Genomic DNA, 22,262 nt, shown 5'->3' with positions numbered 1-22,262 from the left:
TCCTTTAATTAAAAAACAAACATCAATGAAAAATAGCTGGCTTTACTTTTTGTATTTTATAGCATTACTTTTATTTTCATGTTTAGAAGAAAAAAGCAACTTCACAATACAGGCGGATCTGAAAAACATATCTAACGGTACTTTGTTCTACCTTAAGAGCTGGAACACGGGAAGAATAATTGATAGCACATATATTTATAATGGAAACTTATCTTTAGAAGGCGAATTAAATGACCCCGAGAATTTGCTTCTTTATGCAACGGACTCCCTTAGCAAAGAATTTATCTACACTAATTTACTTATTGGTAATGAAAATGTAAAATTTGAAGCAGACAAAAAGGACTTTCCTTGGAATATAGATGTATCAGGTTCTGTTCATCAAGATAAGGCAGAGAGGTTAAATCAAATAGAGTATCAAAGACAAGAAACCATCAACGAGTTAAAACTTAATTACAGTTCAGATAAAGACATGTTGTCTAAGAAAATTAATCAGGTGTCAGATTCTTTAGACAATGTTAAAGTAAAATTAATCAAGGAAGATTTCAATAATTATGCTGCTTTAAATGCGTTCAAATATCATAAGACTAAATTTACTAATGAAGAATTAAGTAGCCTTTATGATAAATTAGATTTAGAATTAAAGAAAACAATATTTGGGAAAGCGATAAAATTACAAAGTGAATATACTAAGCCAAAAGTTGGCGATAAATATTACGATTATCGAGCTATAAATCAGAATGGAGACACCTTGGCATTATCACACATTAAAGACAAATATATTCTTTTACATTTTTCATCTTCAGCTTGTTTTGGTAGTCAAATGTCATTACATGAATTAAAAGAAATATATAAACATTATGACAATGATTTAGAAATTGTATCAATTTCAGAAGATATCAGCAGAAAACAATGGCAAAACACGGTAAAGAAAGATTCAATTCCTTGGACTTATTTATGGGATGGTAAGGGGGAATTTGGTGATGCAGTTGTAAAATATTGGGCACTAGGAACACCGATTTACTTTTTAATATCTCCTGATAAAATAATACTTGAAAATTGGTATGGCTACGAAGATGGAATCTTTGAGGAAAAACTAAAAAAGTACTTTAATTAAAAAAGTTACCGGTAAACAGTGTATAAAATTAATTGCTAAAGCATGTCTGCATATAAAAAGTCCATTGCCTTTTTATTGCTCAATCACAATTTGAGTGCCTGAAACATTTACAACATCACCTACAACCAATTTATTTCTAACCCTTCTTTCTACGAGTCCATTTACCATAACCTCGTCATTTAGAATCATAATTTTAGCATGCCCACCAGTTTGGGCAATTCCAAGTACTTGCAATAACTTATTTAAGGTAATATACGGCTGGCCAGCTCTTAATTTAAAAATTTGATCTTTCATAATACTATACCAAAACAAGGTTTACAACCCAATAATTAATCTTTTCCCAGGTCGTAAGATGGTTTTTCTACTAATGCCATTGGCTTTGCAAAGTGCAGATACGGATACGCCATATTTTTTGGCAATTCTAGATAACGAATCACCTCTTCTAATTTTATGTGTTCTGACTTTAGCCACTTTTTGCAATGTTGCCTCCTTAAAAGTTGTAGCCACTTTAATGTTACTTTTTCTTTTAGAACTGTGCAGATGTGGGCTGGTCCATTTGTTGGTAACCCAAAACTCATTGCTCCTTATCTTGTTATCCTTACTAAAATCAAATAAGTACTCTGGGTTAATGTAGTTCCCTTTATAGATAACTTCTAAGTGCAAATGACTTCCCCTTGCATTTCCGGTAACGCCGCCATGACCTATAACTTGTCCTTTGAACACTAAATCATTTTCTTTAACCAATTGTTTAGATAAATGTGCGTAAACCAATTCTAAACCATTGGAATGTCTAACAATAACGGTTTTACCATGCCCACTATGATAGTTTACATAACGCACCTTGCCGTCTAAAATAGCCCTAACAGTGTCGCCGGTGACCAAATCTATGTCAATACCTTTATGGGGACGCCTATTTCGCCAACCGTAACGAGAGGTTATTACCTTATCGATTAAGATAGGAGAGGCATAAGTACTATCTTTAAAAAGTAATTGAAAAGGTATATTTTTAATGGGTGTTGGATAAGGATTATAACGTTCAGTGTCCCAATACTCAGAGATAAAAGGATTAGTGTCAGAATAGTTTACAATTAAGTTTAACTCTGCATCGCTTAAAAACTCAAGATGTGTATTTATTTTTTGCTCTAAACTTTTAATATATAAAGGATCTATCGCTTTATTTTGACTATAAACATTTGATAAAAATGAAAGAAAAAGAAACAAGGAGAGAGATTTTTTCATAAAACGATAAAACGTTTGATTTTCTATTTGTTTATAGGTTTATTACAATGAATCTTATTTTAAGATTATTAAAAAAATAGTTGAACAAAAATAAACTTTTTAATTAAACTTGTATCGTTTACCAAAACATTCTTATTGAAATATTGTGTTAAGTTGCACTATATTAACATTTTACATAAATATTTTAACGTATGTTTAACGAAATTTGAGCTACTTTTATGTATATTTAAATGAATCTAAAAAAACGAAAATTATGAGTACTATAAAAGACAATAAAAAATTTAAAAGAAAAAAGAAACAAACAGATCCAACCAATTTAAATAGTCACAGAGATGTTGATAATAAAAAATTTGACATTGATAGTAAGACTATTAAAGAACAAAAAAGCAAATCATAAAAATTTGACTTTTAGTGAATAATCAGGAAACCGGTCCACTGGTTTCCTGTTTGTTTATTGTATTTAGGCATATTTTTTGATACAAACTAATAAAAATGTTTAAGATGAAATCAATTTATATTTATCTATTTATTGCAGTTTTAGTAAGCAGTTGTGCAACTACCAAAGTGGTTGATACAACCCATATAAAAGAAATTGTAGAAAACCAGGATTACAACATTGAATCCGATATAGCTCAGCCTTCAGCCACAATAGGTATGTCACAACTACAAAACTCGGGACTTTTAGGTGTTGGCAACTCTGCAAGTAACATCAACCTCATTGGCAACAGTAATTTTTTGAAAATTATGGGCGATTCCATTTCCTCTTACTTACCTTATTATGGTGAGCGACATTCAAATGTTGGTTATGGCAACGACGATGGCGGTATTGAATTTAAAGGTAAAGTCAAAGATTATAATGTAGTTTGGGATGACAAAAAACAAAATTATCATATTACATTTAAAGCAAGGGGCAATAACGAACTTTTCGATGTAAGAATCGTGCTATACCCTAATCTGAAAAGCTATGTTACATTGAGCAGTCCTTCTAGAACCAACATTACTTATGTGGGCAAGGTTGATAAAATTAAAGATAAAATTGCCCATAAATAACTTATCTTCTTTTTAAAATATTATTAATTACAGGTTGACGAATTAGAGTAATCAACCTGTTTTTTTATTCCTAAAATCTGCTTTTCAACTTTCTTTAGCTTCACTTTAACGGATTAACGAAAATAGTTTCACCTTATACAGATATGGTTTTAAACATACCGAATATGTTTTGTGATATTGAATCCGATACAACACAAAATACATTTGTAACGTTAAATAAAAAACAATTAAAATTTTAAAAACCAAAAATTATGAACTTTTTAAAGAAAAACCTATTAAAAATTACGGCTATTTGTCTAGTATTTACACTGTTTTCTTGTAGTGGCTCGGATGCTCCACAGATGAATACCAAAGAAGGATTGGAGAAAATAAAAAGTATTGCCGTTGAAAAATTCGGAGGCGATCTGGAAGTAAATTCATTAAATTTAAGTTCGCAACAGGATTTAAATTCAGACCTCGGCTTTATAATTGTCAACTATTTAAAAGACGATAAGCCCCATTCTAGAATGTATGTAGAAAAAACCGAACATACGGATGCTAAGCTAAATGATGAAGAGGCAAAATCAGGAAATAAAGATAGATATCAAGGCAAGATGAAAATCAGCGATTTAGATACGAACAAAATCATTGCGAATATAGATAAAGCATTGGCAATAATGGGCGAAGATGTAAAAGAACATCATTTAAAAAGTTACATTATCAATGTTGACCCTAAGACAAATGCCATCACCGCTAATTTTGAGCTGCACGTAACACAAAAAGGAGAAGGCACTTCAATAGAAGGTAGAAATATTGTAACTAATTTTTACGAAGCCAATTTTGAAGCTGACGCTGAAGGCAATGTTGTCATGACAGATTAATACAACTGAAATTGCTATGAAAATGAAAAACCCCTTGCTAATTGAGGGGTTTTTGCATTTAGAACTTAAAAGTTGAATTAATCAAACACATTTAAATACTATTTAAATTTTACTAACTTTGAAATCTAATCAACATTAGTAATACAATGCAAACTAGATTTCTTTCCTTTGCAATTATTTTTTTACTACTTCTCTCTACTGCCTTAATTGCACAAGATTTTAAAGCCTTTGAATACCGAACGGTAGGTCCAGAAAGGGGCGGACGTGTTACTACGGTAACTGGAACACCCATGTTGCCCGGAACTTTCTATTTGGGAGCCTCTGGTGGTGGCGTTTGGAAAACAGACGATTATGGAACTACATGGAACAATGTTTCAGACGGATTTTTTGACACACCTTCAATCGGTGCTATAGAAGTAGCCATTAACGACTCTAATATAGTCTATGTTGGCACGGGTTCTGATGGATTACGAAGCAATGTTATTTCTGGTAAAGGAGTTTATAAATCCATTGATGCAGGAAAAACTTGGGAGCATATCGGTCTCCGAGAAACAGGTCAAATAGGAGCAGTTGAAATTGACCCCACTAACAATCAAATTGTTTGGGTAGCGGCTATTGGCAATGCTTTTGGGCCAAATTCCGAAAGGGGAATATATAAAACCGTTAATGGGGGCAAAGATTGGGAAAAAGTATTGTTTATTTCCGATAAAGTAGGATTTGCTGACTTAGAACTTTTACCCGGAAACCCGAATATAGTGTATGCCGCAGCTTGGAAAGCGGAACGTAAACCGTGGACTATTATATCTGGGGGCAATAAGGATGAAGGTGGCATTTATAAGTCCATCAACGGAGGTAAGGATTGGGTAAAATTGGAAAACGGATTGCCCAAAGGCTTAATTGGTAAGATAGATTTGGCGGTTTCGCCAGTAGATTCCAAAATACTTTACGCCATTATCGAAGCACCAGGAAAGGAGGGAGGTTTGTACAAATCTACCGATCAAGGAAAATCTTTTGAACAAATTTCTGATGATATCAGATTGGTAAACAGACCGTTTTATTACACTAACGTTGAATTAGACCCTACAAATCCGGACATTGTGTATTCCAACGCCAATCCGTTGCTAAAATCTACTGACGGCGGTAAATCTTGGAAACGAATGAGCGTTCCCCATGGCGATAATCATGATATTTGGATCAATCCAAACAATCCCGATTTATTAATACAATGTAACGATGGAGGTGCCAACGTTAGTCATAATGGAGGAAAAACTTGGTCAACACAGTTCAATCAACCTACAGCTGAACTATATCAGGTAGAAGTTGATGATCAATATCCGTATTGGTTGTATGCTGGTATGCAAGATAACTCTTCTACGATAGGTGTTCCTAGTTTTCCACCAAGTGCTATTCAAAATCCTGGTACAGGTTGGATTATTAATTCCGGGGGCTGTGAAACAGGACCTGGCGTACAGAAACCCGGAAATCATAATATTGTGTATGCCAATTGTAAAGGACGATTTAGCGTTTTTGACAAACGTACAGGTACTGAAAAAAGTTATTATGTGGGAGCATCCAATATTTATGGTCATAACCCTAAAGATTTGAAATACAGATTTCAGCGTGTGGCACCCATTCATGTATCGCGGCATAATCCTGATGTGGTATATCATGGCTCACAATATGTACATAAAACCATCAATGACGGAATGAACTGGGAAACCATTTCACCAGACTTAACAGCTTTTGAAGCCGATAAACAAGTTATTTCGGGGAGTCCGATTACACGCGATATTACTGGTGAAGAATATTATAGCACATTATATTCCATACGAGAATCAAAGTTAAAAGAAGGCTTGATTTGGACAGGTTCAAATGATGGTGTTATTTCTATTACGCAGGATGGAGGTAAAACATGGAAAAATGTAACCCCGAAAAAAATGCCAAAAGGCGGACGAGTAGAGTCGGTAGAACCTTCTCATTTTAATCCAGCAAAAGCTTATATTGCTGTAGATAGGCATTTGTTAGGTGATGACAAACCTTATCTTTATAAAACCAATAACTATGGAGCAAGCTGGGAGTTAATTTCAACAGAGGCTAACGGAATCCCCTCCGATTTTACCACACGTGTTTTACGAGAAGACCCAGTACGTGAAGGACTGCTGTATGTAGGAACGGAGTTTGGTATGTTTGTTTCGTTCGACGATGGTAAATCTTGGGAGAAATTCCAACAAAACCTGCCCGTAACCCCTATTACCGACTTGAAAATTTTTAGAGGTGATTTGGTGCTAAGTACCATGGGTCGAGGTTTTTGGATTTTAGATAATATAACTTCTTTAAGGCAAGAGGCAGTCAATAATTTAAAAGATGCACCTGTTTTGTTCAAGCCTGATAAGACTATTCGCTATCGTTATCCAAATGTCAGTAGTAGGGCATTTCCAAATTATCCGCGAACTAGTGTGATTATTGATTATTATATCCCCAAAGGAACAAAAGGAGGTGTTCAACTAGAGATTTTAAATGATAAAAAAGAATCTGTTGTTACGATAGTAAGTGATAAAACACAATTAAAATCAACCGTAACTGAAGTTGAAGACATGAATTTAAGCCAAACCTTTCGTTATGTGGACACTAAATTGGAAGAAAAAGACGGATTAAACCGTTTTCATTGGGATTTACGTCAAAAAGGAGCATGGTCAGCTAATGAAAACAGAAGTTACAAGAATGGTCCTATGGTAGCCCCAGGAACCTATACCGCAAAGTTAACTGTGGCTGGAAATACGTCTGAGCAGGATTTTGAGATTGTAATGGATCCAAGAGTCGAGGCAACAGGTTTTTCTAAAGCTGATATTGAAACACAAATTGCCATGTCAAATAAGGTCATTGACTTATTGTCGGAAGCTAAAAAACTGCAATCGGAGATAGAAAAAGAGGCAAAAAAAGTGAAAGGGGATCACTTAGAAAAAATTAACGCCGTTTTAAAACAACTTAAAAATGACGAAGGTGCGTACCCACAACAAATGTTGATTTCACAAATTTCTTATTTGCTATATATGATAAGTAGTGCAGATCAATTGCCCGGGCAAGAAGCGGCGGATAGATATGCTGAATTGGTTTTGGAACTGAACAACCTAAAAACGCAAGCAAAAGATTAATAATCGTTGGTTTTGGCATTTATTGGTCTCAAATTTAGTTAAAACTATGCACTTTAGTGCATCTCACTTTAGCTTCTAAAAATTTATATCTTTATTCGGTTTTGGAAATAGATATTCAAAAAAAGTGTAGATCGATATTGATACTGATGTTTTTGTACTTGTAGAACCTGTGCAAGGAATTGGTTATTTACGGGCTATATTTTTTCTAAGTGTAAGCATATTGTTTTTTCTAAGGACATTAAATAAAGTATCTCTACCAACTTAAAGGTTGGCTTTAATAAACTCATCATCTAATGTTTTATAAGTTTACGCACACCTTCTTTGGCAAGGGACCTGCGTCTTTTCTGTACTATTTGAATAATCTGTTGTTCTAATTTTAAACGCTCATTAGCTCTATTTATATACTTGTAATGGGTATCACGTTTTAAACCAAAATAATGAGTTATAGTATTTAAAGAAGTAAATCCCTTTGACTTTTCTTTAACTTTAATAAGAGCTAGAGATTTAACTTTTTTTTATTCCGTTACGGATTTATAACCTAACTGTTCTGCTGCAACTTCCAAATAAGAGTCCAACACCAAAGCATCTAAATCTTTTTTAAGTAAGAGTTGTTTTAGTTGTTTGATTTCCTTTTGAAGCTATTCAGTATGTGTTATTTCGTCTTTAGTTTCCACATTTATTCTGTTGTTCATTAGGTCTTTACCTAATCCATTCATTTATGGTATTGGTATTTATTCCGTAGAGTTTGCCTAATTGGTTTTTGTTTAGTTTACCTGTGGAAAGTTCGTCTAAAATTTCAGTTTAAAAGGTTCTGAATACTATCTGATTACTTTGTCATTGTTGAATACATCTTTAATAAATTTATTCACCGATAATCATAATTCTACATTAATCGACCTAATTTGCTTTTCTTTTTTTCGTTGATATTTTCTGATTATAAAATAATTGATTTGCTTTTTGAAAATCCTGTAATTAAGTACAGCTAATAAGAACAAATATCTTTTATTAAAAATTGAGGTTTCTAGTTTTCGATAGAGTCCTTTTCCTTTATAAGGCATTATAGGATAAAGGTTATGTGCAGATAAATCTTTAAAAATACAATTTAATTCATTAATCGTATAATTTGACATTAATAGACGTTTAGAAATATTAAAAAGCATTTCTTGTTGTCGCAGTTTAATAATTTTAGTATCAACATCGTTGATTTGATAATCAGCTATGATTTTTGTAAATTTTTTTGCCATAAAAATAAAGTCATCAATAGATTTTCTAAAAGCAATAGGTTCTCTATTTGTCCATATTGATTTTGGATTTATAACATATCGGTAAACATCTAATGGAAAATAAGCAATTCTATTAGACAAAGGGACTATTTCAGCATTAAAAGCCATGTCCTCCATAATTCTACCTTCAATAAAACGCAAAGATGTTGATAATAAAAATTCTCTTTTATATATTGATGTACAACAACTTTCATTATAGCCTCGTGTTGAGGCATAAATTTTTCCGTTTAAAACTTTTATATCAGAAAGAGAAGGATTATTGTGAATAGATATGTTCAAAGCCCTTGACTCAGTTCTAATAAGCTGAAATTCTAGGATATCTAAATTGTTTTTTTCTAAACACTCGATTAGTAAATTTGCCGTATCAGAAATAATGTAATCATCAGAATCAATAAACCATATATATTTGCCTTTAGCTAGTTCTATACCTTTATTTCTGGTTGCACTAACACCTTTATTATCTTGGTGATAAACTTTAATATTGTCATATTGCTCAGCAATTTTATTTGCTTTTAATAGGCTCTTATCTGTAGAGCCATCGTCTATAACAATAACTTCAAAATCCCTTTTATTAATTTGCTGACCATAAATACTATCAAGACATTGCTTTAGATATTTTTCAGCATTATATAGTGGTATTATATAACTTAATTTCATTTTAACAAAAAACCGGAAAGTAAATTTAATATTTATTCTATAATCAACAAAGTTTTTATAAACATAATTAATAGACACTTTATACGTTAACTCTAAGGTAGACCAATTGATTTACAATCCATAATCAATAAACATGGATTACTTTGCTATAATATTATATAATTACTTTATTTTTGTTAAAATAATGTGGCTTATAGTGGCGAAGCCGTAGAAAGAAAAATCACGATAATTTTTTATCTTTAAAATAATTAGAATAGAATATGATTTCATTAGTTATTTGCTCTTATGATGGTTATTCAGATTGTTGGGACCCATTTTTTACTTTATTAAAGAAATATTTTCCCGAAGCCGTTAATTTTGATATAATATTGAGTACTACAACTAAAGATTATAGTTTCGAAGATTTAAATATTAAAGTTATAAAACATGGTAATGATGCAGCTTGGGGACAAAGGTTGAAAAATAGTTTAAAGAAGGCTAAACATGAAATTGTTTTACCTATTTCTGAAGATTATTTTTTACGAAGCAGAGTTAATTTTGAAAAATTTAGATATTTTGTAAACTTAATCTATACGAATCAAGAAATTGATTACATAAGATTGTTGCGTTATAGAGTTTATTGGAAAGAGAAACCATCAGAATTTAAATATCTTTCAAAAATTGACCCAATATGTAAACATCGATTTTTGTTGATTCCAGGTATCTGGAAAAAAAAAGTGTTAAATGAATATTTAAAAGATTACGAGAATGTTTTTATGTCCGAAAAAATTAGTGGATACAGGTCTTGGATACGAAAAGATGGGTTCTACAGTATAACCGAAGAGTATGTAGAGAAGGAGGGGCATGTTTATAACACATGGAATAGTGGTTATGTTTTTAAAGGCAAATGGGTACCTTGGGGGATTGAATTTTTAAATAAGGAAAATTTGAATATTGACTATGCTAAAAGAGGGATATTAGTAAGTGAAGAAATGGAAAAAACAAGAATGGCTTCAAAATTAGCCATTTTTAAAAATCCCGTATCTTCATTTAGGTCATTCTCAAGTGTCTTCTTATTATTACTAAAATCATTATTTATAAAAATAAAATAAGTCAATATGAAATTTCTACGATATTAAATTAATTTGAACTATCAACCATGAAAATTATATTAGTAACACCCCTACTAGACCATGGAGGTGGGCAAAGATTTATGACAAGTTTAGCAAATTATTGGATAAGTAAAAATTATAATGTAATAATAATACTATTAAGATCTGGTGATTCTTTTTTTAAAATTTCAGAGAATATAAAATTAGTTGAATTAAATTATTCTAACAAAAATATAGTATATAAGATTTTAACTGGTTTAAGAGCTATGGTAAGGTTAAGGTGGATTATATTTAAGGAAAAACCGAATTTCGTTTTGAGCACCTTGAGTTCAACCAATATTTTTACATTAGTATCAACTATTTTTTTAAAGGCTCGTATTTTTGTAAGGGATGCCATGAGCCCATATAGAAAAAGGAATAAAATTGAACAATTTTCGAGAAAATTGTTATACAAAAGAGCAGAAGGTATAATCGTAATGACTAAAGCTGCTAAAGATTATGTAGCCTCAGAAACTGGTTCTAATAATGTTGTTGTAATTCCTAACCCTGTAGAGAGTTACCCAATAAATAAAAGGATTGATAAAGAAAAAATTGTGATTAATGTTGGTAGGCTTACAGGTGTTAAAGGGCAAACGTATTTTTTAGAAGCCTGTGCCAAATTGAATAGGGGCGATTGGAAATTTATGATTCTTGGAGATGGAGAGTTAAAGAATGGATTGGAAAAAAAAATAGAAGAACTTGGTATTCAGGATAAAGTTATTATGCCAGGAGCAGTTAAAAATGTATTTGAATGGCTAAGTAAATCGATGATTTTTGCTTCTACTTCAATTTCTGAAGCCTGGGGTAATGCTATTTGTGAAGCTATGGTTGTGGGACTACCAGTAATTAGTTTTGACGCAGATGTAGGTCCAAGAGAGATAATAGATCATAATATAAACGGATATTTAGTACCTGTTGGAAATGTTGACGAACTTTCTAATAAGATTAGAATTTTAATGGATGATGAAAAACTAAGAAATGAAATAGGAACAAAGGCTATATTAAAAATGAAACAATTTAACATAGAAAAACTATCAAAGAAAATTATCGATTTTTGTAGTTAATAAATTGTAAATAAATAGAAATATGAAAACAGTAATTTTGGCAGGTGGTTTTGGCACACGCTTAAGTGAGGAAACAGGAGTAAGACCGAAACCTTTAGTAGAAATAGGAGGAAAACCTATCTTATGGCACATCATGAAGATGTACTCTTCTTACGGACATAACGATTTTATTATTTGTTGTGGGTATAAAGGACACATGATAAAAGAATTTTTTTCTGATTATTATTTGCATTCTTCTGATGTTGTTTTTGATTTGAAAAACAATGAAACTCAAATAATCAATAATAGCATTGAACCATGGAAAGTCACCTTAATAGATACAGGTGAAAATACAATGACTGGCGGCCGAATTAAAAGGGTTAAGGATTATATTGGTAACGAGCCTTTTTTTCTAACTTATGGTGATGGCGTAAGTGATGTAAATTTTAATGATTTGTTGAACTTCCATAAATCCCAAAATAGTTTTGCAACATTAACAGCCGTACAACAACCTGGTAGATATGGGGCATTTAACCTAGAACAAAACAATAACAAAATTGAAAATTTCAGGGAAAAACCAAAAGGTGGTACTCGTGAAACGGCATGGATTAATGGTGGTTTTTTTGTATTGGAACCTCAGATTTTTGATTATATTGAAGAAGATTCGACTGTATGGGAAAGAGAACCAATGGAAAATTTGGCAAAAGAAGGTCAATTAACGGCTTTTAAACACGAGGGCTATTGGCAAAGTATGGATTCACTAAGAGATAAAACGGTTTTAGAAAATATTTGGCAAGATGGTACACCAGCTTGGAAAAATTGGTAATGATGAACATGAATCTTGAAAATACTTACAAAGGCAAAAAAGTATTAGTTACCGGTAATACAGGCTTTAAAGGAAGTTGGTTGTCCCAATGGTTATTATTGCTTAATGCCGAAGTTTTTGGATATGCGTTAAATCCTCCCACAACACCATCGCTTTTTTACCAATTAGAATTAAAAAAGCATACTAATCACAATGGTAATGATGTTAGAGACTTAGAGTCTTTGAAGAAATATATTAAGGAAATTAAACCTGATATTATTTTTCATTTGGCAGCCCAATCGTTAGTCCGAGAATCATATAAAAACCCTATTGAAACCCTAGAGACCAATATTAATGGTACTGCCAATGTATTGGAAGCCGTTAGGCAATTAGGAATATCGACAAATATTATAATTATTACTTCTGATAAATGCTATGAAAATAAAGAATGGATTCATGGCTACAGAGAAAATGATCCTATGGGCGGGTATGACCCCTATTCCATGAGCAAAGGAGCTGCTGAACTCGTCGTTTCCTCTTGGAGAAGATCTTTTTTTAATGTAAATAATTATAACTATCATGGTGTAAAAGTTGCTTCTGCAAGAGCGGGGAATGTTATTGGTGGTGGAGATTGGGCTGATGACAGAATTGCACCAGACTGTATTCGTGCTTTACAAAAAAAAGAAGAAATAATTGTTAGAAACCCACTGGCAACAAGACCATGGCAGCATGTATTAGAATCTTTGGGAGGTTATTTAGTTTTAGGCCGTAAATTGCTAAATCTTCATACTGGAAATTTAGAAACCTATTGCTCTGGTTTCAATTTTGGGCCATTATCCTCATCTAATAAGTCTGTTGAAGTGCTGGTAAAAGAAATTTTAGAAAATTGGGGCAGTGGATCTTGGACTTACAAGAAAGAAGATGCCAAACATGAAGCATTTTTACTAAATTTAAGTATTGATAAAGCCTACCATTTGCTAAATTGGCAACCTGTATGGAATTTTAATGAAACCGTAAAAAACACGGTTGACTGGTATAAAACAACATTCGAGAATTCAAGTGAAATCATAAATATTACCGAAAAACAAATTAAGGAGTATTCTAATTCTTTGAAATTTTAAAGTGGAAAAAATATTGACCCCCATACCAGGATGTTTTGAATTAGTACCCAAGGTTTTTGAAGACACCAGAGGTAGATTGATTAAAACATTTCATGAAGATACTTTTAAAAGCCTTGAATTAGAAACCGATTTTGCCGAAGAATACTATTCTACTTCTGGCAAAAATGTGTTAAGGGGCCTTCACTTTCAAGAACCACCTTACGATCATGTAAAGCTCGTTACCTGTTTATCTGGAAAAATTTTCGATGTAGTAGTTGATTTAAGGAAAGATTCACCTACTTATAAAAAAAAATTCAGTATTATTTTAGATTCCGATATTGGAAATATGCTCTATGTACCCAGAGGTATGGCACACGGTTTTTACGTTTTAGGTGAAGGAGCATTATTTTTAAACAGAACAACTACAATATACAACGGAGATAGTGAAGGGGGTATTAAATGGGATAGCTGTGGTATTGAATGGCCCACCAAAAACCCAATTGTGTCCAATAAAGATAGGCAATTAATAACCTTGGATAATTATAAAAGCCCTTTTTAAAACAATTTATATATGATAATTGTAGATAATAAATTAAAAGAAAGAGAATTAGCCAACAACCCAATAAAAGTAGGTGTTGTAGGTGCTGGTGAAATGGCTAAAGGATTAATCAATCAGATAACCAAACATACACCGGGCATGAAAGTGGTCGCTACCTACAACAGAAGTGTTGAACGACCCATTAACGCCTATAAAATATCTGGAATTGACACTTATGTGCTTGTTGAAAATGCTAAAGATTTTCAAAAAGCAATTGATTCCGGTACGGCTATTATTACCCAAAATCTTGATTTATTAATAAAATCAAAAGACATTGATATTATTGTTGACATGACGGGGTCTATAGAGTTTTCGGCAAAGTTAACTTTAGATTGTATTGAAAACGGTAAAGATATTTTATCCTTTAATGCGGAATTGGATGCTACTTTAGGTCCTATTCTAAAATATAAAGCAGATAAAGCCGAGGTTAAATATAGTGTTGCAGAGGGCGATCAACCAGGTGTTACCTTAAACCTATATCGTTTTGTAAAACAAATGGGCTTTAAACCTTTGGTTTGTGGTAATATAAAAGGGATGTTGGATGAATATAGAACACCTACTACTCAAAAGGCATTCGCGGAAAGTTGGGGGATGTCTCCAGTAATGGCAACTAATTTTGCCGATGGTACTAAAGTTTCTTGTGAGCAGGCTTGTATTGCAAATGCCACTGGTATGAAGGTTGCCAAACGTGGTATGCTAGGTTATGAATCTAAAGATCATATTGATAATCTAACAGATATATATGATGTTAAGCAACTTGAAGAACTGGGTGGAGTAGTAGATTTTATAATTGGTTCAAAACCAGGTCCTGGAGTTTTTGTGTATGCTACCTCTGATGATCCATTATCTATTAAATATTTAGACTATGGAAAGTTGGGCAAAGGGCCGTTATACAGTTTTTATATCCCTTATCATTTACTATTTTTTGAAATTCCAATTTCTATAGCTAGGATGGTAGACTTTAACGATACCATAGTTGCGGCTAAGGCAGGACCTGTTGTAGATGTTATAACCATAGCCAAAACAGATTTAAAAGAAGGTGATAGTATTGATGAAATTGGAGGCTATATGACTTACGGTATTTGTGAAAATTCCGACACTGCCAGAAAAGAAAATTTATTACCTATGGGATTGGCCGAAGGTTGCAAGGTTCTAAATAATATCCCTAAAGACCAAGCTTTGACTTTTGATGATATAGAATTACCTTTAAATAGGTTGTGTGACGAGTTATGGAACGAACAAGAACAAACATTTAACAGGATTTAATTGAGTCGATATTATTCCATACCAAATAAATTTAATAGGTTCATCATATTAATTCTTATGTTATCGCCCTTTGTCGCTTATATAACACTGGGAGTTGCAAAAATGGACTTCAATTCTACTTTCACAATACTTACCTATTTTGGTGTTTTTTTAATTTTGCTCTATGCAAATAAATCTAACCCAATAAAATTTCCGAGTTATTTGTTATTCTATTTGTTGTTCATTGTATATGTATATCACTCGGCATTTTATCAATTAGATAGGGAGTTTAAAATTGCATACCTATATAAGAATATGTTGATTGGATCTTTTAACCTTTTATTCATTGTTGAAAACCTTTCAATAAATAAAAAATATTATAAATTTCTTTTCAAATGGAGTAAAAAAATCCTAATTATTGCAGTACTTGTTATAATAATTCAACAAGTCTACAGTGCTAATTTTTTTATAAGGGAGGACATGGTTAATGAAAACGCTTCAGAAACTAGTAACGTAGAACGTCTGCATTCAATTTATTCCTGGGTTGGATATATTACCAATGGTTTAGGGTTTGTTCCTGTTTTCTTATTAGTGGTTGAAGATTTAAACAAGAGAAGACAAAGTAAAAAAGTTTTGTTTTGGATCTTAATGGGTATTATTTATTCATTACTTACTAAATCTAGATGGATTATGGTAAATACTTTGATGGTGTTTATCGTCGTTTTAATTACCCAACGTTATAAGTTTAGACAATTTTTAAAATATTTAATAGTTATTCCTTTGATACTATTAATTTCTTATTTTACACTCAATACTATTGGTGTTAATGCAGAGGGTATTGTCAAGGAAAGAATTTTAGAAAATGACAAAAAGAAAGTTAGTCAGAAATCTGCAGGAACTAGATTGTTGGCCATTCAGGTATTTAATAAATTATACTGGAAAAATGCTGTTTTTGGTAAAGGTAGTATAAAATATGGTATGGGGGGTACTGGTAAACAGGACTATGAATTACAAAAAGCTTTGGCAAGGAAATCCTCTCAATTACATGTTGGATATTTATCTTTACTTTATATGTATGGTTTTGTTGGAGGTTCATTATTTTTAATATTTTTATTTTTATTTTTAAAAAAACTATACTTAAATGCAAAAAGAACCTCCAGTTGGGCACCTTTTTTCGGAATAATGGGATTTGCTGTAGCTAATCTTACTTTAGTTACATTTTCAGTTTTTGAAATGGGTTTAATTTTTGCAGTATTAGCTGATAAATATTTTATTGAACAAAAAAAATCTAATTTGATCTTAAAAAAGTAAATATATATATGTTTGATAAATATTTGGGTTACGTAAGTTCTTTTTTTAAAGGTCATGAAAGATCAGTAAAAGCTAAAAAAAACATCATTGCCTCATTCGCCATTAAGGGACTAAGTATAATTGTAGGTTTTTTAATGATTAGAATTACGTTGCAATACTTAAATAAAACAACTTATGGAATATGGCTTACATTAACCTCATTTTTGGGTTGGTTTGCTTTTTTCGAAATCGGATTGGGTAGTGGACTAAAGAATAAGTTGGCAGGAGCTCTTGCTAATAAAGATTATGTATTGGCAAAAATATATATAAGTACCACATACGCAATTCTGAGTCTTGTTATTGGAACATTTGGTATACTCTTTTTGATAGGAAATTTTTTTATTGATTGGAACTTTATTTTAAACACTGATGAGGTATTAGCTTCTGAATTGACCTCCTTAACGTTTATAATATTTAGCTTTTTCTTTCTTTCATTTGTCTTAAGCCTTATTAAAACCGTGTTAGCTGCTGACCAAAGACCGGCAATTGCTTATGCTCTAGGTCCTATTGGGAATCTTATTATGCTAATTATTATTTATGTTTTAACTAAGACAACTGAAGGATCACTGATTTATTTAGGTTGGGTTTTAAGTGCTGTACCTGTTATGGTAATTATTATTGCAACAATTTATTTTTATAACAAAGATTATAAAAAAATTGCACCATCCATAAAATTCGTTAAGTTTAAATATGCCAGAGATCTTTTAAATCTTGGATTTAAATTTTTTCTAATTCAAATTTCTGCGTTAGTAATGTTTCAGTCTTCAAATTTTATTATTACCCAGTTTTATGGACCCGCAGAAGTTACTCCCTTTCAAATAGCTTATAAATTATTCTCTGTTATTACGATGATTTTTACTATTATTGTTGCACCCTTTTGGGTAGCATATACAGATGCGTGGGTGACAAAAGATATTGGTTGGATTAAAAGATCTACAAAAAAATTACTATATGTCTGGTTAGGCTTGTTAGTAATGGGCATTTTTTTATTCTTTATATCTGATACATTTTTTGAATTTTGGTTGAGTAAAAAAGAAATGGAAAACATTATTATTACTACAAGATTAAAAGTTGCTCTTCTGATATATTTTTTACTATTCACTTTCGGAGGTATTTTTAATATGTTTATTAATGGAGTTGGAAAATTGTTAATACAAATGTATTCGCTGCTAATTGGTTCACTTATCTTTATACCAGTAGCCATTTTTTTTATAAAGTATTTACATTGGGGTATTGAAAGCGTTGTTTTAGCTTCTATTATTGCTAATTTTTACTCACCGTTTATTGCACCCATACAGTATAAAAAATTAATTAATAATACGGCATATGGCATTTGGAATAAATAAAAAAAATATTTTGTTATTGTTTCAACCTAAATTAGTTTATGCCTATTATAAAAGGTATAAGCAATTAAAAAAATATAAAAATAGAAACCTTCGATTGGGGCTGTATGTAGCAATTAATAATTCTGAAATCGGTAATCATGTATTTCTTAGTAATGATGTAACACTGAGTAATTCAAAAATTGGTGACCATAGTTATATCAATTCAAATACCCATGTTGGTTTTACAATTATCGGCAAATTTTGTTCAATTGCATCTAATATTCAATTCGGATTAGGAAAGCATCCGACTCACTTTGTCTCTACACACCCCGCTTTTTACGCTAATAATAAAGGATTCAAAACATTTTCTGATAAAGATTTTTTTGAAGAACATGATAAAATTATTTTGAAAAACGATGTGTGGATAGGAAATGATTCCATTATTATGAGTGGTGTTACTATTGGTAATGGAGCTATTGTAGCCGCTGGATCTATTGTGACAAAAGATGTTAAACCATATGAAATTGTTGGAGGGGTCCCTGCAAAACATATTAAATTTAGAATTGAAGAACGTTACATTGAACAAATTCAAAAAACAGAATGGTGGGATAAAGAAGAAGAATGGTTAGAACGAAATTATAAAAGTTTTTTAAATATTGAAGAATTCTTAAAGTGTATTGAGAAAAATGAATAACATATTGATTATTGTGATTGTTGTAGTGATAATTCTTTTCTTTTTCGCATTGTATTTAGTTGAAAATCAGTCAAAAAAAGAAATTGATAAACACACAGAGGAAATAGTCAATAAATTTAAAAACAATAAGAGGGGCTTAGTCGTTTTAATTTTAGGGCAATCAAATGCCGCTAATTACGGAGCTAAGGTTTTTTCATCACATAAAAATATTTATTCTTTTTATAATAATAGAGTTTCTTTAGCAAAGGATCCCATGGAGGGAGCTTCTGGTAATAAAGGTAGTATTTGGATTCCTTTTTCCGAAAATTTAATAAAAAGTAAAGAATATGACTTAATTTTATTGGTTAATATTTCCGAGGGAGGTTCAACGGTTTTTGATTGGAATCACGATGGAAAATATCATAAAAAACTAATAAATACGTTAAATCAACTTAAAGTTAATAATATTCCACCTAATTATATTTTATGGCAACAAGGTGAAGAAGATAATTTAATGGAAACATCTTTGATAGATTTTAAATTGAGATTAAATGAGCTAATAGATATGTTAAACAACTTTTTAAGTGACGTACCCGTTGTATTGTCTTTGACTTCATATAGTCCCACTGCCAAAACACCAATTAGTGTTGAAATAAGAAATGCTCAAATGTCGGTTGTAACTGAAAATTCTAACGTCTTTCTTGGTCCTGATACCGACAGGTATATAAATGAGGGGCATCGATATGACGGGATTCATTTATCAGAGAAAGCAATGATAAGTTTAGCTCAGGATTGGAGCAATATAATAATGGAATTAAATAAGACAAATTAAAATTAGATATTAATGTTCAAAGAGAAAATACTTTTAATAACAGGAGGAACTGGATCGTTCGGTAAAGCAGTACTCAATAGATTCCTCAAAGACAAAGTTTTTAAAGAAATTAGAATTTTTAGCAGAGATGAAAAAAAGCAAGATGATTTAAGAAAGTTATTAAATAATAAATCTGCAAAATTTTATATTGGAGATGTAAGAGATCAAAAGTCTGTTGACAATGTGGTTAATGGTGTTGATTATATTTTCCATGCAGCGGCTTTAAAACAGGTACCATCTTGTGAGTTTTTTCCAATTGAAGCTGTTAAAACAAATGTTTTAGGAACAGAAAATGTTTTAGATTCTGCAATTAGGCATGGTGTTGAAAGGGTAGTGGTTTTAAGTACTGATAAGGCTGTTTATCCAATCAATGCCATGGGTATTACCAAAGCACTTATGGAAAAAGTTATGGTTGCAAAATCCAGAGATGCCATGAATACGGTTTTATGTGGGACACGTTATGGTAATGTGATGGCCAGTAGAGGTTCTGTAATTCCATTATTTATTAATCAGATAAAAGAAGGTAAAAACTTGACTATCACGGATCCAAACATGACACGGTTTATGATGACTTTAGAAGATGCAGTTGATCTTGTGCTATTTGCATTTAAGAATGGAAATCAGGGAGATATTTTTGTGCAAAAATCTCCAGCATCAACTATTGGAGATTTAGCGAGAGCTTTGATTAATCTATATAATGTGAATAGTGATGTTACTGTTATTGGTACAAGACATGGTGAAAAATTATATGAATCTTTAGTTAACAGGGAAGAAATGGTCAAAGCTGAAGATATGAAAGATTATTTTAGAATTCCGGCAGATAATAGAGACTTAAATTATAACCAGTTTTTCTCTGAAGGTCACATTGATATTAGCATTGTTGAAGAATACCATTCACATAACACGCATAGACTTGATGTTAAAGGCACAGAGAAATTATTACTGAAATTAGATCAGATAAGAGACGATATAGATAATTAAATGGGTCAATCTTTAAAACCATTACTAATAATTACAAGGAAGTATTTTAAAGATGATAGAAGTTCAATAGAATTTGTGAGCGATTTTTATTTATCTAGTATAATAATGTATTTTTCAGCAAATACTAATACTGAAAATTATTAGATCTTGACAAGCCCACAAAGTGGAATTTAGATGGTTTTATTGTTTAGAAGGTGCAGTTGATATTAGAGTTGTGGAAATCGATAATTTAGAAAATCCATCAGAAAAATTAACCGTGCATGAATTTATTCTAAACTCAGATTTACCACAAGTACTTTTTGTACTAAAGAGATATGCAAATGTCTTTAAAAGTATAGAACCAAATTCAAGGTTAATGTTTTTTTCTGATTTTTTATTAAATGAAATACCTAATGACCGATTTAGATTTGATAAAAACTTATGGACAAGATTGGAATAGGAAATTAAAAAATAGAGCATAAATGATTAAAGTAGGTATTACAGGTCAGTCTGGCTTTATGGGGTCACATTTGTACAATTATTTAAGTCTTAAAGATGAAATTGAACTTATCATGTTTAAAAAAATATTTTTTAAGGACGCATCTTTATTGCAAGAATTTGTGAAACAATGTGATGTTATAGTACATATTGCGGCCATGAACCGGCATGATGACCCTCAGGTAATATATAATACTAATATCAATTTAGTAAAAAAATTAACCATAGCTTGTGATAGAGAAGGGGTAGCTCCGAAAATTGTTTTTTCTTCATCTATTCAGGAAGATCGTGATAATCTTTATGGTAAATCGAAAAAAGATAGTAAGATATTTCTAGAACAATGGGCAAAAAAACATAATACCTCAATTACAACCTTAATAATACCTAATGTTTTTGGTCCGTTCGGTAAACCTTACTATAATTCTGTGGTTTCAACTTTTTGCTATCAAGTAGTTCATAATGAAATACCAAAAATTGTTATAGACGGGCAGCTAAGTCTAATTTACATCAACGAATTATCAGAGATATTTTATAAAGATATCATTAAGACGGAAAAACAAGTTATTTCATATAGAGTAAAACATACATCATCAAAAAAAGTAACTGAAATATTAGCATTGATAAATGCCTTTAAATCGGATTATTTTGATAATGGAGTAGTTCCGGATTTAAGAGATCCTTTTGAAATTAACTTATTTAATACATTTAGAAGTTTCATTCCTACTGATTATTTTCCAAAAAAATATACCAGACATACTGATGAAAGAGGTTCTTTTGTAGAAATTATTAGGGCAAAAACTTCAGGGCAATCATCTTATTCAACCACAAAACCTGGCATAACTAGGGGTAATCATTATCATACTAGAAAGGTCGAACGCTTTGCCGTTATTAGTGGCAAAGCCTTGATACAATTAAGGAAAATAAATTCTGATGAAGTTATAAACTATTATTTAGATGGAAGTGAACCTGCCTATGTCGATATGCCAATTTGGTTTACTCACAATATTAAAAACATAGGAGATTCAGAATTAATTACCTTATTTTGGATTAATGAACCATATGATGAAAGTGATCCAGATACTTATTTTAAAAAAGTATAAGTAAAATGTTATTTAACTCAATCCAGTTTATATATTTTTTTCCTATAGTCTTAGTACTATATTTTCTTTCTCCACATAAATGGAGATGGTTTATATTGTTAATTTCAAGTTATTATTTTTATATGAGTTGGAATGTAAACTATGTCTTTCTAATTTCATTTACAACTTTAATTTCATATTTTACAGCAATCAAAATTGAAAGGTCAAAG

The 22,262-nt window shown here is 31.3% G+C and carries 21 protein-coding genes; 18 read left to right on the top strand and 3 right to left on the bottom strand.

Features of this window, described 5'->3' with window-relative positions:
- The first annotated feature begins 25 nt into the window (after positions 1-25).
- A complete protein-coding gene (locus tag UMM65_RS02600; RefSeq protein ID WP_321974910.1) occupies positions 26-1,114 on the top strand; it encodes a redoxin domain-containing protein in 1,089 nt (362 codons plus the stop codon).
- A gap of 72 nt (positions 1,115-1,186) precedes the next feature.
- Here the strand turns inward: UMM65_RS02600 and UMM65_RS02595 are convergent, their stop codons facing one another.
- On the bottom strand, positions 1,187-1,408 hold the full coding sequence (locus UMM65_RS02595) for an RNA-binding S4 domain-containing protein (protein WP_321974909.1): 222 nt from the start codon (positions 1,406-1,408) through the stop codon (positions 1,187-1,189).
- Between the two features lie 21 nt (positions 1,409-1,429).
- Entirely contained in the window at positions 1,430-2,353 is a 924-nt protein-coding gene (locus UMM65_RS02590) for a M23 family metallopeptidase (RefSeq protein WP_321974908.1), read from the bottom strand.
- Positions 2,354-2,606: 253 nt separating this feature from the next.
- On the opposite strand from UMM65_RS02590, the gene UMM65_RS02585 reads away from it, so the two are divergent.
- The 4 genes from UMM65_RS02585 to UMM65_RS02570 all read left to right on the top strand — a co-directional run bounded on the left by UMM65_RS02585 (position 2,607) and on the right by UMM65_RS02570 (position 7,415).
- Positions 2,607-2,750 carry a hypothetical protein gene (locus tag UMM65_RS02585; RefSeq protein ID WP_321974907.1) on the top strand — a complete coding sequence of 48 codons (144 nt, stop codon included), beginning with the start codon at positions 2,607-2,609 and terminating at the stop codon, positions 2,748-2,750.
- A gap of 104 nt (positions 2,751-2,854) precedes the next feature.
- Positions 2,855-3,403: a DUF4251 domain-containing protein gene (locus UMM65_RS02580; RefSeq protein WP_321974906.1), complete on the top strand. Its 549-nt coding sequence runs from the start codon at positions 2,855-2,857 to the stop codon at positions 3,401-3,403.
- Positions 3,404-3,654: 251 nt separating this feature from the next.
- Positions 3,655-4,263, top strand: coding sequence for a hypothetical protein (locus UMM65_RS02575; protein WP_321974905.1), 609 nt, complete (start codon positions 3,655-3,657; stop codon positions 4,261-4,263).
- A gap of 146 nt (positions 4,264-4,409) precedes the next feature.
- Positions 4,410-7,415, top strand: a complete 3,006-nt coding sequence (locus UMM65_RS02570) for a WD40/YVTN/BNR-like repeat-containing protein (RefSeq protein ID WP_321974904.1) — start codon at positions 4,410-4,412, stop codon at positions 7,413-7,415.
- 875 nt (positions 7,416-8,290) lie between these two features.
- On the opposite strand, the gene UMM65_RS02565 is transcribed toward UMM65_RS02570, so the two are convergent.
- Positions 8,291-9,355 carry a glycosyltransferase gene (locus tag UMM65_RS02565; protein ID WP_321974903.1) on the bottom strand — a complete coding sequence of 355 codons (1,065 nt, stop codon included), beginning with the start codon at positions 9,353-9,355 and terminating at the stop codon, positions 8,291-8,293.
- A gap of 260 nt (positions 9,356-9,615) precedes the next feature.
- On the opposite strand from UMM65_RS02565, the gene UMM65_RS02560 reads away from it, so the two are divergent.
- The 13 genes from UMM65_RS02560 to UMM65_RS02500 all read left to right on the top strand — a co-directional run bounded on the left by UMM65_RS02560 (position 9,616) and on the right by UMM65_RS02500 (position 22,053).
- Positions 9,616-10,446: a hypothetical protein gene (locus UMM65_RS02560; protein ID WP_321974902.1), complete on the top strand. Its 831-nt coding sequence runs from the start codon at positions 9,616-9,618 to the stop codon at positions 10,444-10,446.
- A 47-nt stretch (positions 10,447-10,493) separates the two neighbouring features.
- Positions 10,494-11,549: a glycosyltransferase family 4 protein gene (locus tag UMM65_RS02555; protein ID WP_321974901.1), complete on the top strand. Its 1,056-nt coding sequence runs from the start codon at positions 10,494-10,496 to the stop codon at positions 11,547-11,549.
- A gap of 22 nt (positions 11,550-11,571) precedes the next feature.
- Entirely contained in the window at positions 11,572-12,354 is a 783-nt protein-coding gene (gene rfbF, locus UMM65_RS02550) for a glucose-1-phosphate cytidylyltransferase (RefSeq protein WP_321974899.1), read from the top strand.
- Positions 12,318-13,454, top strand: coding sequence for a CDP-glucose 4,6-dehydratase (gene rfbG / locus UMM65_RS02545; RefSeq protein WP_321974898.1), 1,137 nt, complete (start codon positions 12,318-12,320; stop codon positions 13,452-13,454). The genes rfbF and rfbG overlap by 37 nt, the downstream gene beginning before the upstream one ends.
- 1 nt (position 13,455) lies before the next feature.
- The gene (rfbC, locus tag UMM65_RS02540; RefSeq protein WP_321974897.1) at positions 13,456-13,992 is read left to right on the top strand and encodes a dTDP-4-dehydrorhamnose 3,5-epimerase; all 537 of its coding nucleotides are present in this window, start codon (positions 13,456-13,458) and stop codon (positions 13,990-13,992) included.
- Positions 13,993-14,004: 12 nt separating this feature from the next.
- Positions 14,005-15,297, top strand: coding sequence for an NAD(P)H-dependent oxidoreductase (locus UMM65_RS02535; RefSeq protein WP_321974896.1), 1,293 nt, complete (start codon positions 14,005-14,007; stop codon positions 15,295-15,297).
- Positions 15,298-15,591: 294 nt separating this feature from the next.
- On the top strand, positions 15,592-16,587 hold the full coding sequence (locus UMM65_RS02530; RefSeq protein WP_321974895.1) for an O-antigen ligase family protein: 996 nt from the start codon (positions 15,592-15,594) through the stop codon (positions 16,585-16,587).
- Positions 16,588-16,595: 8 nt separating this feature from the next.
- Entirely contained in the window at positions 16,596-17,972 is a 1,377-nt protein-coding gene (locus UMM65_RS02525) for a lipopolysaccharide biosynthesis protein (protein ID WP_415859542.1), read from the top strand.
- Positions 17,953-18,645 carry a xenobiotic acyltransferase family protein gene (locus UMM65_RS02520; protein ID WP_321974893.1) on the top strand — a complete coding sequence of 231 codons (693 nt, stop codon included), beginning with the start codon at positions 17,953-17,955 and terminating at the stop codon, positions 18,643-18,645. Before UMM65_RS02525 ends, UMM65_RS02520 begins: the two co-directional genes overlap by 20 nt.
- Positions 18,638-19,456, top strand: a complete 819-nt coding sequence (locus UMM65_RS02515; RefSeq protein ID WP_321974892.1) for a sialate O-acetylesterase — start codon at positions 18,638-18,640, stop codon at positions 19,454-19,456. The genes UMM65_RS02520 and UMM65_RS02515 overlap by 8 nt, the downstream gene beginning before the upstream one ends.
- Before the next feature lie 12 nt (positions 19,457-19,468).
- Positions 19,469-20,476 carry a polysaccharide biosynthesis protein gene (locus UMM65_RS02510; protein ID WP_321974891.1) on the top strand — a complete coding sequence of 336 codons (1,008 nt, stop codon included), beginning with the start codon at positions 19,469-19,471 and terminating at the stop codon, positions 20,474-20,476.
- A 163-nt stretch (positions 20,477-20,639) separates the two neighbouring features.
- The gene (locus tag UMM65_RS02505) at positions 20,640-20,915 is read left to right on the top strand and encodes a hypothetical protein (RefSeq protein ID WP_321974890.1); all 276 of its coding nucleotides are present in this window, start codon (positions 20,640-20,642) and stop codon (positions 20,913-20,915) included.
- A 22-nt stretch (positions 20,916-20,937) separates the two neighbouring features.
- Positions 20,938-22,053 carry a polysaccharide biosynthesis C-terminal domain-containing protein gene (locus UMM65_RS02500; RefSeq protein WP_321974889.1) on the top strand — a complete coding sequence of 372 codons (1,116 nt, stop codon included), beginning with the start codon at positions 20,938-20,940 and terminating at the stop codon, positions 22,051-22,053.
- The last annotated feature ends 209 nt before the right edge of the window (positions 22,054-22,262 follow it).

The sequence above is a fragment of the Aureibaculum koreense genome, assembly GCF_034296135.1.
In the GTDB taxonomy this organism is placed as follows: domain Bacteria; phylum Bacteroidota; class Bacteroidia; order Flavobacteriales; family Flavobacteriaceae; genus Aureibaculum.
Note: the sequence above shows the minus strand (reverse complement) of the source record. Positions and strands in the feature narration are given on the sequence as shown.

Bases quoted from the DNA above. Each gene is read 5' to 3' on its own strand.
- UMM65_RS02600 (WP_321974910.1), top strand. From the start codon at position 26: ATGAAAAATAGCTGGCTTTACTTTTTGTATTTTATAGCATTACTTTTA.
- UMM65_RS02595 (WP_321974909.1), bottom strand. From the start codon at position 1,408: ATGAAAGATCAAATTTTTAAATTAAGAGCTGGCCAGCCGTATATTACC.
- UMM65_RS02590 (WP_321974908.1), bottom strand. From the start codon at position 2,353: ATGAAAAAATCTCTCTCCTTGTTTCTTTTTCTTTCATTTTTATCAAAT.
- UMM65_RS02585 (WP_321974907.1), top strand. From the start codon at position 2,607: ATGAGTACTATAAAAGACAATAAAAAATTTAAAAGAAAAAAGAAACAA.
- UMM65_RS02580 (WP_321974906.1), top strand. From the start codon at position 2,855: ATGAAATCAATTTATATTTATCTATTTATTGCAGTTTTAGTAAGCAGT.
- UMM65_RS02575 (WP_321974905.1), top strand. From the start codon at position 3,655: ATGAACTTTTTAAAGAAAAACCTATTAAAAATTACGGCTATTTGTCTA.
- UMM65_RS02570 (WP_321974904.1), top strand. From the start codon at position 4,410: ATGCAAACTAGATTTCTTTCCTTTGCAATTATTTTTTTACTACTTCTC.
- UMM65_RS02565 (WP_321974903.1), bottom strand. From the start codon at position 9,355: ATGAAATTAAGTTATATAATACCACTATATAATGCTGAAAAATATCTA.
- UMM65_RS02560 (WP_321974902.1), top strand. From the start codon at position 9,616: ATGATTTCATTAGTTATTTGCTCTTATGATGGTTATTCAGATTGTTGG.
- UMM65_RS02555 (WP_321974901.1), top strand. From the start codon at position 10,494: ATGAAAATTATATTAGTAACACCCCTACTAGACCATGGAGGTGGGCAA.
- rfbF (WP_321974899.1), top strand. From the start codon at position 11,572: ATGAAAACAGTAATTTTGGCAGGTGGTTTTGGCACACGCTTAAGTGAG.
- UMM65_RS02535 (WP_321974896.1), top strand. From the start codon at position 14,005: ATGATAATTGTAGATAATAAATTAAAAGAAAGAGAATTAGCCAACAAC.
- UMM65_RS02530 (WP_321974895.1), top strand. From the start codon at position 15,592: ATGTTGATTGGATCTTTTAACCTTTTATTCATTGTTGAAAACCTTTCA.
- UMM65_RS02525 (WP_415859542.1), top strand. From the start codon at position 16,596: ATGTTTGATAAATATTTGGGTTACGTAAGTTCTTTTTTTAAAGGTCAT.
- UMM65_RS02520 (WP_321974893.1), top strand. From the start codon at position 17,953: ATGGCATTTGGAATAAATAAAAAAAATATTTTGTTATTGTTTCAACCT.
- UMM65_RS02515 (WP_321974892.1), top strand. From the start codon at position 18,638: ATGAATAACATATTGATTATTGTGATTGTTGTAGTGATAATTCTTTTC.
- UMM65_RS02510 (WP_321974891.1), top strand. From the start codon at position 19,469: ATGTTCAAAGAGAAAATACTTTTAATAACAGGAGGAACTGGATCGTTC.
- UMM65_RS02500 (WP_321974889.1), top strand. From the start codon at position 20,938: ATGATTAAAGTAGGTATTACAGGTCAGTCTGGCTTTATGGGGTCACAT.